16 protein-coding genes and 1 other annotated feature are annotated in these 16,150 nt (G+C 29.8%); all 16 genes read right to left on the bottom strand.

Annotation, left to right across the window (positions count from 1 at the left end):
- Window positions 1-17: 17 nt before the first annotated feature.
- The 16 genes from mltG to ACZJV1_RS06650 all read right to left on the bottom strand — a co-directional run bounded on the left by mltG (window position 18) and on the right by ACZJV1_RS06650 (window position 16,109).
- Window positions 18-1,025, bottom strand: coding sequence for an endolytic transglycosylase MltG (mltG, locus tag ACZJV1_RS06725; protein WP_460287856.1), 1,008 nt, complete (start codon window positions 1,023-1,025; stop codon window positions 18-20).
- Between the two features lie 96 nt (window positions 1,026-1,121).
- Window positions 1,122-2,948, bottom strand: a complete 1,827-nt coding sequence (gene typA / locus ACZJV1_RS06720) for a translational GTPase TypA (RefSeq protein ID WP_460287857.1) — start codon at window positions 2,946-2,948, stop codon at window positions 1,122-1,124.
- Window positions 2,949-3,102: 154 nt separating this feature from the next.
- Window positions 3,103-4,770, bottom strand: coding sequence for a ribonuclease J (locus ACZJV1_RS06715; RefSeq protein ID WP_411170457.1), 1,668 nt, complete (start codon window positions 4,768-4,770; stop codon window positions 3,103-3,105).
- A 66-nt stretch (window positions 4,771-4,836) separates the two neighbouring features.
- The gene (locus ACZJV1_RS06710; protein ID WP_411170456.1) at window positions 4,837-5,310 is read right to left on the bottom strand and encodes a Fur family transcriptional regulator; all 474 of its coding nucleotides are present in this window, start codon (window positions 5,308-5,310) and stop codon (window positions 4,837-4,839) included.
- A 34-nt stretch (window positions 5,311-5,344) separates the two neighbouring features.
- The gene (locus tag ACZJV1_RS06705) at window positions 5,345-5,620 is read right to left on the bottom strand and encodes a DUF1292 domain-containing protein (protein ID WP_411170455.1); all 276 of its coding nucleotides are present in this window, start codon (window positions 5,618-5,620) and stop codon (window positions 5,345-5,347) included.
- A 77-nt stretch (window positions 5,621-5,697) separates the two neighbouring features.
- The gene (gene ruvX / locus ACZJV1_RS06700) at window positions 5,698-6,114 is read right to left on the bottom strand and encodes a Holliday junction resolvase RuvX (RefSeq protein ID WP_463651821.1); all 417 of its coding nucleotides are present in this window, start codon (window positions 6,112-6,114) and stop codon (window positions 5,698-5,700) included.
- Window positions 6,115-6,161: 47 nt separating this feature from the next.
- Window positions 6,162-6,419, bottom strand: a complete 258-nt coding sequence (locus ACZJV1_RS06695; RefSeq protein WP_008678270.1) for an IreB family regulatory phosphoprotein — start codon at window positions 6,417-6,419, stop codon at window positions 6,162-6,164.
- A 139-nt stretch (window positions 6,420-6,558) separates the two neighbouring features.
- Window positions 6,559-9,198, bottom strand: a complete 2,640-nt coding sequence (gene alaS, locus ACZJV1_RS06690; protein WP_463651820.1) for an alanine--tRNA ligase — start codon at window positions 9,196-9,198, stop codon at window positions 6,559-6,561.
- Between the two features lie 52 nt (window positions 9,199-9,250).
- Window positions 9,251-9,425, bottom strand: a binding site (T-box leader).
- A gap of 63 nt (window positions 9,426-9,488) precedes the next feature.
- Window positions 9,489-10,520, bottom strand: a complete 1,032-nt coding sequence (locus tag ACZJV1_RS06685) for an AI-2E family transporter (RefSeq protein WP_463651819.1) — start codon at window positions 10,518-10,520, stop codon at window positions 9,489-9,491.
- Complete coding sequence (locus ACZJV1_RS06680; RefSeq protein WP_411170451.1) at window positions 10,514-10,996, bottom strand: PRC-barrel domain-containing protein; 483 nt, start codon at window positions 10,994-10,996, stop codon at window positions 10,514-10,516. The genes ACZJV1_RS06685 and ACZJV1_RS06680 overlap by 7 nt, the downstream gene beginning before the upstream one ends.
- Window positions 10,997-11,088: 92 nt before the next feature.
- Window positions 11,089-12,171: a tRNA 2-thiouridine(34) synthase MnmA gene (gene mnmA, locus ACZJV1_RS06675; RefSeq protein WP_411170450.1), complete on the bottom strand. Its 1,083-nt coding sequence runs from the start codon at window positions 12,169-12,171 to the stop codon at window positions 11,089-11,091.
- A gap of 8 nt (window positions 12,172-12,179) precedes the next feature.
- Complete coding sequence (gene nifU, locus ACZJV1_RS06670; RefSeq protein ID WP_463651818.1) at window positions 12,180-12,611, bottom strand: Fe-S cluster assembly scaffold protein NifU; 432 nt, start codon at window positions 12,609-12,611, stop codon at window positions 12,180-12,182.
- The gene (gene nifS / locus ACZJV1_RS06665) at window positions 12,595-13,794 is read right to left on the bottom strand and encodes a cysteine desulfurase NifS (RefSeq protein ID WP_463651817.1); all 1,200 of its coding nucleotides are present in this window, start codon (window positions 13,792-13,794) and stop codon (window positions 12,595-12,597) included. Before nifS ends, nifU begins: the two co-directional genes overlap by 17 nt.
- Before the next feature lie 2 nt (window positions 13,795-13,796).
- Window positions 13,797-14,249 carry an RrF2 family transcriptional regulator gene (locus ACZJV1_RS06660; protein WP_460287867.1) on the bottom strand — a complete coding sequence of 151 codons (453 nt, stop codon included), beginning with the start codon at window positions 14,247-14,249 and terminating at the stop codon, window positions 13,797-13,799.
- A gap of 103 nt (window positions 14,250-14,352) precedes the next feature.
- Complete coding sequence (locus tag ACZJV1_RS06655; RefSeq protein ID WP_463651816.1) at window positions 14,353-15,594, bottom strand: replication-associated recombination protein A; 1,242 nt, start codon at window positions 15,592-15,594, stop codon at window positions 14,353-14,355.
- Between the two features lie 32 nt (window positions 15,595-15,626).
- Window positions 15,627-16,109 (bottom strand): hypothetical protein, encoded by a 483-nt coding sequence (locus ACZJV1_RS06650; RefSeq protein ID WP_463651815.1) that lies wholly within the window; start codon window positions 16,107-16,109, stop codon window positions 15,627-15,629.
- Window positions 16,110-16,150: the final 41 nt, after the last annotated feature.

The raw sequence follows: 16,150 nt of genomic DNA, 5'->3' as shown, positions 1-16,150 counted from the left end.
GAATAGTAAGTTTGTTATTAATATCCAAGTTCCTTTAATTTATTCATAAAGTCAACATCACTATTAGTAAAATAATGAGTTTTATCATCTTGAAGTACATAAAATAAATAATCAGTCTTCTCTGGTTTTAATGCGGCCTTAATTGATTCTAAACCTGGATTAGATATAGGACCTATAGGTAAACCATAGTTTTTATATGTATTATATGGAGAATCTATTTCTAAATGTTTATCTAAAACAGTATTTACATGTTCTCCTAAAGCATAAATAACTGTAGCATCTATTTGAAGCATCTTATCATCATTTAATCTATTAATTATAACTGATGAAATTAAAGGTCTTTCACTATCTATCCTTGCCTCTTTTTCTATCATAGAAGCTATATTTACAACAGTTTCTATATCCTCATCTTTAACTGTCATATTTGTTTCCTTAAGAGCTCCCTGTAGGACTTCCTTAAATCTAAAAACCATTTTACTAATTATTTCTCTAGGTGTTTCTCCAACTTTTATTAAATATGTATCTGGAAATAAATATCCTTCTAAATTATATCTCTTTTCACTATTTATCTTCACAAATGATGGTGGTTCATACTCTTTTACAGCTCTAATGAAATCATCTTTGCTACAAATTCCTTCTTTTTCTAGCTTTTCAGCTATATCATCAATTGTGTATCCTTCAGGTACTGTAAATTTAACTACATCTAGTGTAGAATCACTAGTTAATGTATTTATTAATTCATTAACACTTAAATCATTACGTAAAACATATTCACCTGGCTTAACATCTATGTTTTTACCTGAAAGTTTAACATATAATTTAATAATCGGTACACCTTTAATTTGATTTTCCTTAGATAATGAATCTATTATACTATAAAAACTATCCCCTTCTTGCACATTTATAACTATATCTTCAGATGTATTAAAAGGTTTGTTTATTATTCTTTTAAATAAAACAAAAGAACTTATTGTTAATATTAAAATGATTATTATGGGAATCATTTTTGACTTAAAGCTTCTCATAAAAACCCCCTATATATAAAGTAAATAGCCATTATAGGCTATTCACTTTATTATAATACTTTTTTTTCAACTTATAAAGACATTTTATTTCATTTATTATTTTCTATTTCTACTTGTTATTCTTCTTCTTTCTGCTGAATCTAAAACTCTTTTTCTCATTCTTATGCTTTCTGGTGTAACTTCAACTAATTCATCTGAATTTATAAACTCAAGACATTGCTCTAATGTCATTTGTCTTGGAGGTATTAATTTAACTGCATCATCTGATCCTGATGCTCTAGTATTAGTTAATTTCTTTCCTTTACATATATTAATATCTATATCTTCAGCTCTAGAACATTCTCCAACTATCATACCTTGATATACTGGTATTCCAGCATTTATAAATAATATACCTCTTTCTTGAGCATTGAATAATCCATATGATATTGCATCTCCATCTTCAAATGAACATATTGAACCTCTACTTCTTCCTGGAAGTTCTCCTTTATAGCTATCATAACCATGGAATACATGGTTCATTATTCCATTACCTTTTGTATCTGTCATAAATTCATTTCTAAATCCAATTAATCCTCTTGCAGGTACTATGAATTCAAGTCTTGTATAACCATTAACAGCTGAAGTCATATTAACCATTTCAGCCTTTCTTGGTCCAAGCTTTTCCATAACTGGTCCCATAAATTCTTCTGGTACATCTACAGTTAAATATTCCATTGGTTCTAGTTTTTTACCATTTTCTTCTTTGAAGATAACATTTGCTTTCGAAACTTGGAACTCATAACCTTCTCTTCTCATTGTTTCAATAAGAATTGATAAGTGTAGTTCCCCTCTTCCTGAAACTTCGAAGCAATCTGAAGATATTTCATTAACTCTTAAACTTACATTTGTTTCTAATTCTTTTAATAATCTATCTCTTAAATGTCTTGAAGTTACGAATTCACCTTCTCTACCGGCAAAAGGAGAATCATTAACCATAAAGTTCATACTTAATGTAGGCTCATCTATTTCAACGAATGGTAATGCTTCAGGTTCTTGAGCATCTGCAATAGTTTCACCTATATTACAATCTGGAATACCACTTAATGCTATTATATCTCCAAGTGAAGCTTCTTGAGCATCTTCTCTATTTAATCCGTTATAAGTAAATATACTTGAAACTTTATAATTTGATGTAGTTCCATCTTTTCTTACTAATGCAACTTGTTGATTCTTTTTAACAATTCCTCTATGTATTTTACCAATTGCTATTCTACCTACATATTCGTTTGTATCTAAAGTAGTAACTAACATTTGGAATGGGCCGTCTATATATCCCTTTGGTGCTTCTACGTTTTCTAATATAGTTTCAAATAATGGAACCATATCAGTATTTGTATCTTCAACATTATATCTTGCAAATCCCTCTCTTGCTGATGCATATATTATTTGGAAATCCAATTGTTCATCATCTGCACCAAGTTCTAAGAATAATTCGAATACTTCATCAATTACTTCTTCTGGTCTTGCATTTGGTTTGTCTATTTTATTTATAACAACTATAGGTTGTAACCCTAGTTCTAATGCCTTCTTTAAAACGAATTTAGTTTGCGGCATTGGTCCTTCATAAGAGTCAACTACTAATAAAACAGAATCAACCATTTTAAGTACACGTTCAACTTCGCCACCAAAATCAGCATGTCCTGGAGTATCTACTACATTTATTTTTACTCCATTATACATAATAGCTGTGTTTTTTGAAAGAATTGTAATTCCTCTTTCCTTTTCTAAGTCATTTGAATCCATAACTCTTTCTTCTACTTTTTCGTTGCTTCTAAAAACATGGCTTTCTTTTAATAATGCATCCACCAATGTAGTTTTACCATGGTCAACGTGAGCTATTATAGCTATATTTCTTATATCATCTCTACTTATTAATTTCATTTGATTTCCTCCAGTATATATTTTTATAATGTAAACCTATAACTTATTTTTCCCAAAATAAAATTGGATACACTGGTATCCAATTTTAAATAAAAATTTATTTTAGACTATAATATATTCTAAGATTATTATTCTAAAATGTCAATATCACAGATTATATTTCCATGATTATTGGTAATATCATAGGCTTTCTTTTTGTTTTTTCATAAAGGTAACTTCTAAGCTCATCTCTTACTTTAGACTTTAAGCTTGCCCAATCAGTTATGTTATTTTCCTCACATTCCCTTAGTGCATTCTTAACTATTTCTTTAGCCTCGTCCATTAATCCTTCTGATTCCCTAACATAAACAAATCCCCTAGATATTATATCTGGACCTGCAATAACTGAATTATTTTCTCTTGATAAAGTTACTACAACAGTTAATATTCCATCTTGAGATAAGTGTTTTCTATCTCTTAGAACTATGTTTCCAACATCTCCAACACCTAATCCATCAACAAAAATTTGCCCTGAAATAACTGAACCATTTTTTCTTATACTACTTCTGTTTACTTCTATAACTCCACCATTTTCTGGTATAAGGACATTGTTTTCTGGCATACCTAATGATATAGCTAATTCTCCATGTTGTTTTAAATGTCTATATTCACCATGAATAGGTATGAAAAATTTAGGTCTTACTAAAGATTGCATTAACTTTAGTTCTTCTTGACATGCATGCCCAGATACATGAATTTCTGCTAAAGATTTGTATATAACTTCAGCACCTTTTTGGAATAATTGATTTATAACCTTTGAAACTAACTTTTCATTTCCAGGTATAGGTGTTGCTGAAATTATTACAGTATCTCCTTCAACTATATTTACTTTTCTATGCTCTGAATTTGCCATTCTTGTAAGGGCTGACATTGGTTCCCCTTGACTTCCTGTAGTAATAATAACAACTTGATTATTATTATATTTATTAATTTGATCTATGCTTACTAGAACATCTTTTTCAAATTCCAAATATCCAAGCTCTGCTGCTACTGCAACTATATTTTCCATACTTCTTCCTGAAACTGCAACTTTTCTTCCATACATACTAGCAGCATCAATTATTTGCTGTATTCTATGAACATTAGATGCAAAAGTAGCAACTATTACTCTCCCCTTTGCCTTTGAAAATAGTCTTGCAAAACTTTCACCTACTACTTTTTCAGACATAGTATAGCCCGGCTTTTCAACATTAGTTGAGTCAGCCATCATAGCTAAAACTCCTTTTCTACCAATCTCAGCAAATCTTGCAAAATCCATTGGTTCTCCATCTATTGGGGTGTAGTCTATTTTAAAATCTCCTGTGTGTAGAACTACTCCAAGTGGAGTGTGTATTGCTATTGCTACTGAATCTGCAATAGAGTGGTTAGTCTTTATAAACTCCACTGATACAGAGTTTAATTTAATTACATCTCTTGGCTTTACTCTTATTAGTTCTGTTGAACTTAACAATCCGTGCTCTTTAAGCTTTGTTTCAACAATTCCAAGTGTTAACTTTGTTCCATATACAGGTACATTTAATTGTTTTAAAACATATGGTAATGCTCCTATATGGTCCTCATGTCCGTGAGTTAAAAATATTCCTCTTACTTTATCTTTGTTTTTTAATAAATAATTAACATCTGGTATTACTAAATCAATACCGAACATATCTTCTTCTGGGAATTTTAGGCCACAATCTATAACTACTATATCATTTTTATACTCAATTACAGTTATGTTTTTACCTATTTCATTTATCCCACCTAAAGGAATAATCTTAACTTTTGCCTTTTCGTTTTTCAATATGTCCCCTCCTTCTTCTTAAAATATGTATTACAAAGGTTGTCATCTCCTTAGAGAGGAGTTCCTTTATTTATCCTGCTTATAATTCATCTCTTTTTGGCATTTTCTACAAACACCAAAGAATTTAACACTATGATCTAAGATTTTGAATCCATATGATCTCTCAACTTCTTCTTCAAGCTCATCTAAAAGATCATCTTGAACTTCTATAACACCCTTACATTCATTACAAACTAAGTGATGATGTCTATGACCTTCATCCTTGCGAACTAATTCATATCTGCTACAACCATCATTTAAGTCTAGTTTGCATATAACACCTAATTCTTCTAATAAAATAATCGTTCTATATACAGTAGCTAAACCAATTTCCGGACAACTTTTTTTAACTTCATCATAAATTTCTTCTGCAGTTAAATGTTCTCCTTCTTTATCTATAATAGTATCAACTATAGCTCTTCTTTGAGGAGTTAACTTATACCCTTTTTGTTTTAAATCTTCTTTTAGAACATTAAAATCTATACTATTTGATTGTTCCACAGACAACACCCCTTTCTTTATTTCTAGTTAGCTTTTATTCTTCATCGGCAAAAATAGTATCATAAGCTTCTTGAACTGCCGCTAATTCAACTTCATCATCTATAGGTATTAAAAGATCATCTCCATCTTCATCTACTCCTACCCTTAATGCAAATATATCATCCTCAGTATAATCATTATCATATACTATGACATATTCACTCTTTTCTTCTGTATCAGGATTTACCATATCAAAAAATGCAACAACATTTAACTTTACTAAATTTCCATCCTCATCATATAATTCCAATTGTTTCAAATCTTTATCCATTAAATTTCTCTCCTTTTTATAATTGTAATTTTTAGATTATAGGTTGTCAATAATAATTTTCAATTGGGAATCAAATATTATTTCATACTGAGTCTATCTAAGTACCCTTGCAATATGTACGTAGCAGCTATTTTATCAACTATTTTCTTCCTTTTTCCCCTTGATAAATCAGCCTCTAGCATAGCTTTATGTGCAGCTACTGTAGTCAATCTTTCATCCCACATCTCAACTTTTATTCCAGTAGATTCTTTTATAACTTCTGAAAGTTCTAATACTCTTTCTCCAGATTCTCCTATGGTGCCATTCATATTTTTAGGCAACCCTATAACTATAGTTTCTACTGAATATTCTTTACATAACTTTTTAACTTCTTCTATGTCTTGCTCTTTTTTAGTTCTTCTTATTGTAGTGATCCCTTGAGCAGTCCATCCTAATGGATCACTTATAGCAACACCTATAGTTTTAGATCCAACATCTAAACCAAGTATCCTCATATTTATCTCCTTAAACACTAAAGAGTGCCCGATTAAACGGGCACTCTTTATTTTATTTCTAAATAAGATTTTATAACTTCCTCAAGAATTTCATCTCTTTCAAGTTTTCTTAGTAAAGCTCTTGCTCCGTTGTAGCTTGTAATGTAAGAAGGGTCCCCTGAAATAAGATATCCAACCAATTGGTTTATCGGATTATAACCTTTCTCCTGTAACGCATTGTAAACATCTGTTAGTATTGATTTTGTTAAATCTTCTTTGTTGATGTTTAAGTTAAATTGCATTGTTTGATCTAAGTTATTATTCATATAACTGCTGCTAATTGCAGCTCACCCCCTTACTTATATTTAGTTAATAGTATCCCTAGTAATAGTATTTCACATTTTTAAAATTCTATTCACTGATTTTACTTAATTTAATTATACTCCATATAATTATAAAAGTACACTATTTTACTAAAGATTCTATTACTGAATATGTTTTTTCTATTGCAGATTTAATATTTTCAGGATTCTTACCACCAGCTTGAGCCATATCTGGTCTTCCTCCACCGCCTCCGCCAACAACTGCTGCAACTTCTTTAATTATCTTTCCACAATGGATTCCTTTTTCTAGTACATCCTTTGTAGCCATAGATATTACATTAACCTTTCCACTTACATTACTTAATAAAACAACTACTCCACTTGAAAGCTTGCTTCTCATTTTATCCCCTAGGTCTCTTAAGGCATTTCCATCTATTCCTTCTAGTCCATAAGCTACAACCTTAACTCCCTTTACTTCTTTAACTGAAGCTAAAATATCATCCTCAATTCCTGATGTTAATTTACTCTTAAGTTCTAAAATTTCTTTTTCCTTTTCTTTAATTTCTGCACCTTGTGAAGCTATCTTTCTGAGTACATCTTTTTCATTGCATTTCAATGCACTACATGCTTCTTTTAAAAGTCTTTGCTTTTCTTCCATATATTTTATAGCATTTAGTCCAGTTACAGCTTCTATTCTTCTTATTCCTGCTGCAACACCAATTTCAGCTATTATTTTAAACAATCCAATTTCTCCTGAGTTATGAACGTGAGTACCTCCACAAAGCTCCTTTGAGAATTCTCCAACACTTACAACCCTAACTTTATCACCATATTTATCATCAAATAAAGCCATTGCACCTGATTCTCTTGCTTCATCTAAAGTCATAAGATTCGTATCTACTACAAATACTTCCATTATCTTTTTATTAACTAACTCTTCAACCTTTTCTATTTCTTCTTCTGTTAACCCTTGGAAATGTGCAAAGTCAAATCTTAATCTTTCATCATCCACATAAGAACCTGCTTGATTAACATGCTTTCCTACAATTTGTTTTAAAGCTTCATGTAACATATGTGTAGCTGTATGGTTCTTTGCTATATTATTTCTTCTTAAGATATCTATTTTAAGTTTTGCTTCTTCATTAAACTTTATTGTACCATCTACAACATTAACATAATGAATAGTTTTTCCACCAACATTTTTCTTTGTGTCATAAACATATGCTTCCCCTGAAGCTGTTTTAATAACTCCCTTATCTCCTACTTGGCCACCCATTTCAGCATAGAAAGGAGTTTTTTCAGTAACTATATATCCTTTTTCTCCATTGGATAATTCACCCACAAAATTATTGTCATCAGCTAAAACTAATATATTTGATTTTTCTTCAATATTACCATAGCCTATAAACTCTGTGTCTATAGATGCATCAATTTTATTTATTGGATTCTCATCACTTCCCATATATGATGATTCACCTCTTGCACTTCTAGCCCTTTGTCTTTGCTCATCCATTTCTTTTCTAAATGCTTCTTGGTCAACATTCATTCCCTTTTCTTCTAATATTTCTTCTGTTAATTCTATAGGGAATCCATAAGTATCATATAGCTTAAATGCCTTTTCACCTTTTAATGTTTTTTCGTTAGAAGATTCCATTTCTTCTATATAATCATTTAAAATATTCATTCCTGAATCTATAGTTTCATTAAATCTTTCCTCTTCTAAAGAAACTATTCTTTCTATATATTCTTTATTTTCTAAAAGAATTGGATAAGCACGGCTATAATTTTCAACTACTGATTCAACTATTTCAGTTAAGAATAAATTCTTTATTCCAAGCAGCCTTCCATGTCTTGCAGCTCTTCTTAAAAGTCTTCTTAATACATATCCTCTACCTTCATTACTTGGTTGAACCCCATCGGAAATAAGCATAGTTACTGATTTAACATGGTCTGTAATTATTCTTAAAGAAATATCCTTAAGCTTATCTTCTCCATATTTCACACCTGAAAGTTCTGATACTTTTTGTAGTATATTTTTAACTGTATCTATTTCAAATATATTATCTACACCTTGCATTATTGTTGCTATTCTTTCAAGTCCCATTCCTGTATCTATATTAGGATTTGCAAGTTTATTATAACTTCCTTCTTCATTCCTATCGAATTGAGTGAATACAAGATTCCAAAACTCAACTACTCTATCTTCGTCACTAGCCCTTACAAATTCATCTACATTTGTAATTACTCCTTCACCTCTATCATAGTGAATTTCTGTACAAGGTCCACATGGTCCTACTCCTATTTCCCAGAAGTTATCATCTTTTCCAAGTCTAAATATTCTCTTTGGATCTACATCTGTTTTCTTGCACCATATATCAAAAGCTTCATCATCTTCTAAATATATAGTTACATATAATTTATCTTTTGGAATTTGAAGAGTTTCAGTTATAAACTCCCATGCCCAAGGAATAATTTCTTCTTTAAAATAATCTCCAAAAGAAAAGTTTCCAAGCATTTCGAAAAATGTTCCATGTCTTGATGTTTTACCTACGTTTTCTATATCACCTGTTCTTATACACTTTTGACAAGTTGTTATTCTTTTCCTTGGTGGCTCTTGTAATCCAGTAAAATATGGCTTAAGTGGTGCCATACCTGCATTTATCAATAATAATGATTTATCATTTTTAGGGACTAGAGGGAAACTCTCTAATCTTAAATGATCTTTTGATTCAAAAAAGCTTAAATAAGCTTCTCTTAATTCGTTTGTTCCCATGAATTTCATAGCTATTACCTCCAAATTTGCTTTATATAATAAAAAAAGTTTCCATCCCTAAAAAAGGGACGAAAACATAAATTCCGCGGTGCCACCCTAATTATGTATTAAAAAAATACATCACTTAGATAATATAGCTCCAAGATAGCTTCAATATATAATGTAAGAAGTTTTCAGCATCCACTTCCTCTCTGCATACATAAACTATATTTACTCATTCTTTTCAACGCTAAATATTAAATTTTCTTATATTTCAATGAAATTATAGTTTATTTATTAAAATATGTCAATTATTTTATTTAAAACAAATAATTATTAATATCATCATATATAACCTTTATTATAACCCCTATTGGAACTGCAACTATCATACCTACAAAACCACCTAACTTCTCCCCTACTAAAAGAAGTATTATTATAATTATAGGATGCATATTAGTACTATCTCCAGTTATTTTAGGAGACAATATATTTCCTTCTATTTGTTGAATTATAAACACAGCAATAAGTGTCCACAGAGCCTTATTAGGTGATTCCATTAAAGCTACAAATATAGCCGGAACTCCACCAATTATTGGGCCAAAATAAGGTATTATATTTAGTACACCATTAAAGATTCCAAGTATTAAGGCAAATTTCACTCCTATAATCATGAGAACTGCAAAGGTTAAAACTCCAATTATTCCCGATAACAACAACTGACTTATTATGTATCTCGCTAGAACTTTATCTATATGACTAATAAGCTTTTTAGTTATTATTCTTTTTTCTGTAGGTAATATTAATAAAAGTTTATTATAAATTAAATCTCCATCTACTAAAAAATAATATGTAACTATAGGTATAATGGCGAGAGAAATTAAACTTTCAAAACACATAAATAACTTCTCAAGGAAATTGCCAGCGAGATTGCTAAAAAATATATTTACTTCCTCACTTATTTTAAAATATAGTGTTTGAAAAAATGATATATCATTTAAATGCATCTTATAAGCCAAACTTTCAATATATTCATCAATATTATCTAATATGTATCCAATATTATAACTTTCTCTTATTAATGAAGGTATTACTATATATGAAATTAAACATAAGCTTAATAATATTATTAATATAATTGAAATTGATGATATTTTTTTGCTTATATTAAATTTCTCACTTATACTATCTCTCATAGGTTTTAGAGCATAAGCTAAAATAAAGCTAATAAAAACAATATTTACTATACTATTTATTGTATTTATTTTTATATATAAAATTAGGATTATTATAAAAGATAAGATTATTAAAATTGGATTTATCACTTTTTTATATTTTTTATAACTCAGCATGTTTTTCTCTTACGAGGCAAGCTTTGAAGCCTAACCTCATCACTACCATAATATAAAATAAAATCTTCCCCTAATACACAATTTTTTAAAAGCAATATTTCCTTACCCTTTATTATCCTATCAAATATTCCAGAACTCATTATTAATCCTTTTATAGAAAAATCATTTTTTTCTATAATTAAATCCTCTAAAATCCCTCTCATAACATTATTTTTATCTTTTATATCAATATCTTTTATTGATTTAAATGATAATCCCTCTTTTTCACTTAACTCTTTTACAATCATAACTTCTTCTAAAGAAATTATATCATCAACCTTTACAAAATTCTTTTTGCTAAATAAAAAGTAGTTAGATATAAAAAAACCTTTTATTTCACCATTGTAAAAATCGATATAAATATCATCTACTATCCCTAAGTACTTCCCCCTTATATTATAAACCTTTAACAAATAGAAATCCTTGGTCTTTAACATAGTTAATCTCCTTTCTATAAAACAATAACTATATTATCCCCCAAAGAACAAAAAAAATTCTCATTGATCATCTATGAGAATTTTTATTTTATTTATAGAATTTTTTCTATTATTCCACCACCAACAACTATATTTCCATCATAAAATACAACTGATTGACCTTTAGTAATTGCTCTTTGTTTATCTTTAAAAGAAACTTTAACTCTACCATTAGGAAGTGGTGAAATTGTAGCTTCTGCTGGTTTTGCTTGATATCTTACCTTAGAAGAAACCTTTATTTCTTCATTTAAAGTATCAAATGGAATAAAGTTAACATCCTTAGCAACTAAGTCTGTCTTAAACACATCTTCTTCTGGCCCTATAACAACTTCATTAGTTCTTGGATTTATATCTGTAACAAAAACAGGAGTACCTAAAGATAAACCTAACCCTTTCCTTTGGCCTATTGTATAATAAACTATCCCCTTATGCTTACCAAGTACATTACCATTTTTATCAACAAAATTCCCTTGTTGTATTTCATTAGGTCTAACTAGTGTAATATACTTACCATGATTATTATCAGGTATAAAACATATTTCTTCACTATCTTTTTTATTGTGAACAGCAAGACCAATTTCTTTAGCTATTTCCCTTATTTTATCTTTAGTATAATCTCCACAAGGCATTAATGTTTGACTTAATTGTTCTTGAGTAAAGTTATATAAAGCATATGTTTGATCCTTTTTATCATCATCAGCCTTTATTAAAAAATATCTACCATCTTCATTTTTTTCTATTTTAGCATAATGTCCTGTAGCTACATAATCAGCTCCAATACCTTTAGATCTTCTTAAAAATTCATCAAACTTTATATGTTTATTACAAGCTATGCACGGATTTGGTGTCTTTCCTTCCATGTATTCTTGAACAAAATAATCTATAACTTTTTCTTTAAAGGAATCCTTAAAATTTAGAACATAAAAAGGGATTCCTAATTTGTCAGCAACTCTTCTAGCATCTTCTACTGATGAAAGTGAACAACATCCACCTTCTCTTTCAATATAATCTTCAGATTCATCATCAAAATGTTTCATTGTCACGCCTATTACATCGTAACCTTGTTCTTTTAAAAGGTATGCAGCAACAGAGCTATCTACTCCACCACTCATACCTACAACAACTTTCTTTTTCATACTGTTACCTATTCATGACCGTGAACATGATCATGTATATCATCATGCTCTTCAAAATCCCAAAGCTCTAAACCTGAATTTTTTCTATAATCATTAATTGCCTTATGAATTGCTTCTTCTGCTAATACTGAGCAATGCATTTTTACAGGTGGAAGTCCATCTAAAGCTTCTGCAACTGCTTTATTAGATAATTTCCAAGCTTCTTCTACAGTCCTTCCTTTAATTAATTCTGTTGCCATTGATGATGAAGCAATAGCTGATCCACACCCAAATGTTTTGAACTTAACATCTTTAACTATATTTTCTTCAATTTTTAAATAAACCTTCATTATATCTCCACATTTAGCGTTTCCAACTTCCCCTACTCCATTTGCATCTTCAATTTCCCCTACATTTCTTGGATTTCTAAAATGATCCATTACCTTATCGCTGTACATCATAATATTTTTCTCCCTTCTTTAAAAAGTCTTCCCATAATGGAGACATATTTCTAAGTCTTTCTATAATAGGTGGAACAACTTCTAATACATAATCTACATCTTCCTCTGTTGAAGCATCACCTAATGTTAATCTTAAAGATCCATGAGCTAACTCATGAGGTAAACCTATTGCTAATAACACGTGAGATGGATCAAGTGATCCTGAAGTACATGCACTACCACTTGATGCACATACCCCTTCAAAATCTAAAGATAGAAGTATTGATTCACCTTCTATAAATTCAAAAGTTATATTAGCATTACCTGGCAATCTTTTATCACCTTTAGGTCCATTTAATCTTGTATGAGGCACCTTTAATAATCCCTCTATTAATTTATCTCTAAGTGCAGTTAATTTCCTATTATGTTCTTCTAAACTCTCTGTTGAAAGTTCTATAGCCTTTCCAAGACCAACTATTGAAGATGTATTTTCAGTACCTGCCCTTCTAGCTCTTTCTTGGCCACCGCCATGAATTAAATTATCTATTCTTACACCTTTTCTTATATAAAGTGCACCCGTTCCCTTAGGTCCATAAATCTTATGTCCTGCTAATGATAATAAATCTATATTCATTTCTTTAACATCTACAGGAATATTTCCAATTGCTTGAACTGCATCTGTATGGAATAATACTTTTCTTCCTCTACAAATTTCACCTATTTCTTTAACAGGTTGAATTGTTCCAATTTCATTGTTTGCAAACATAATTGAAACTAATATAGTTTTATCAGTTATAGCATTTTCTAATTCTTGTAAATTTATAAATCCCTCTTCATCAACATTTAAATATGTTACTTCAAATCCATTTTTTTCTAAATACTCACAAGTGTGAAGTACTGCATGATGCTCAACCTTAGTAGTTATAATATGATTTCCTTTTTTTCTATGGGCTGATGCTATTCCCTTAATAGCCCAGTTGTCTGCTTCTGATCCACCCCCTGTAAAATAAACTTCATTTGGATCACAAGTCAAAGCTTTTGCAACTCTACTTCTAGCTTTATCAATAGCCATTTTAGTTTCTCTAGAAATACCATAAAAAGATGATGGATTTCCATATTTCTCTGTGAAATACGGCATCATTTCTTCTAGAACTTCTGGTTTAACATATGTAGTTGCTGCATAATCCATATAAACATTTCTCATATTTATTCGCTCCTCTTTACAATCTTAATGGATTGATTTTCATCCTTCATTCTCGTATAGTCATCAACTATATCTTGAAGTGTTATATTTTTCATTACTTCATCAATACTATTTTTAATTTTTTCCCATAACAATCTAGTAGCACAAAAATCAATATTATCACACTCTGTTCCTTCAATACATTCTGCAATTTCAACAGGGCCTTCAAGAACATCCATTACATCTGCTACTGTTATATCCTTTGGGGTTCTATTTAATACATAACCACCTTGAGCTCCTCTTATACTCTTTATAAGTTTAGCTTTTCTAAGTGGTGAAAATAATTGCTCCAAATAATATTCTGATATACTTTGTCTTTGTGATATTGTTTTTATTGAAACGGGGGCATCTCCGTAGTGCATTGCAAGGTCTACCATAGCCTTGACCCCGTATCTACCTTTAGTAGAAAGCTTCATTATACTTCCCCCTTTTTAATGTTGACTATTTTAGTAGCCTTTACTTTTATATCTTATCAAACCACTCTACTATTGTCAATAATTCCAACTCTTCTCATAAAGCCTATTTTATGCTGGTCCAGTACTTATTTATACTTTCTTCATATTTATTTTTTTGAGGAAAATAGTATTTTGTATTATCTAAGTTATCAGGCATATATTGTTGTTTTATATAATGATTTTCATAATCATGGGGATATTTATAACCTCCAACACCTAGATTCTCTGCTCCACTATAATGGGAATCCTTTAGGTGATTTGGTACATCTCCTATATTTTTATTTTCTAAATCCTTTATTGCATTAGAAATAGCTAAATATGCACTATTTGATTTTGGTAATGTTGCTAAGTATATAACAAGCTCTGATAATATTAAAGAAGCTTCTGGAAGCCCTACCTTTAAAGCTAGTTCTATACCTGAATTAACAACAGTCAATGCATTGGGATGAGCAAGCCCTACATCCTCAGCTACTATTACAGAAATTCTTCTTATTATTGCCGTTAAGTTTCCTGATTTAATAAGCCTAGCTAAATAGTGTATAGCTGCATCTGCATCACTACCTCTTATACTTTTCTGAAGAGCACTTAACAAATTATAATACTCATCTCCACTTGCATCTGCTCTCATATGAGATTGATTTAAGCTTTCTATATATTCTACAGAAATCTTTTTTACTTTTTTAAGTTGAGAATTTATAGCAAGTTCTAATATATTGTAAGCCTTTCTATAATCTCCTTGAGAAATTTCACTGATATATTTTAATGCTTCTAATGAATATTCCACCTCTATATCTTCATTAATTAACTTCTTTATTGCCTTTTCTAGCCCCTCAGTTATTTCTTCTATATTTAAAGCTTCAAATTTAAATATGTTGCATCTACTTAATATAGCCTTATGAATTGCAAAATATGGATTTTCTGTAGTGCTAGCTATTAATGTAACTCTACCATTTTCAATAAACTCTAACAAAGCTTGTTGTTGCTTTTTACTAAAATGCTGAAGCTCATCTATATAAATAACTACTCCATTATAATTAAGTAAACTATCTAAGCTTTCAGTTATTTCTTGAATATCTTTAACAGAAGCTGTAGTTGCATTTAACTTATAGAATTTTTTATCCACATAGTTAGCCATTATATTAGCTAAAGTTGTTTTCCCCGTTCCTGGTGGCCCATATAATATACAGTTAGGAATCATCTTGTTTATAATTAAATTATATAAAGGTTTTCCTTTAGCCAATATATTTTTTTGACCTACAAAATCCTCTAATCTTTTAGGTCTCATTATTTCTGCTAATGGTTTCATATCATATCCACACTTTCTTAAATACTTTAACTTTATTTAAATCCTTCATTTAATTCTGCTGCTTTTTCAAGGTTTTCATACTCAGTAAGCCCTTCTATAAAATATAGTCCATCTTTTTCTTTTACAACAACTTCAACAGGAATATTTTCTCCTGTTGCTTCATCACTTGCTTTTTCATCACCATGAATCTCTACTGCCTTTGCTTTTATATTTAAAATCATACAAACCTTATACTTACCATTTTCTTCCTTAATACTTTTAACTGAGCTTTCATATTTTTCAAGGTTTAGTTCACCTATATATAAGGAATAAAATTCTACATAATTGCAAACATAAAAGTTTTTTTCACTTATATGCTTTTTCATAGTATCATCATATCCATTTTTATAAGATAAAACTAGATCTATTGTTTCTTTTATGTCTTTTTCTTTTCCTTTACTTATACCCTGAGAACATCCAAACATAAGTATTTGTATAAATATTAAAAAAGTAACTACTAAAATTCTTTTTTTCATAAACTTCCTCCACTTTTAATGTTAATCTTATAAGCCCTTAA

The sequence above is a fragment of the Clostridium sp. LS3 genome (assembly GCF_055330225.1).
The sequence above is the reverse complement of the archived record's forward strand: the minus strand, read 5'-3'. Positions and strand labels throughout refer to the sequence as shown.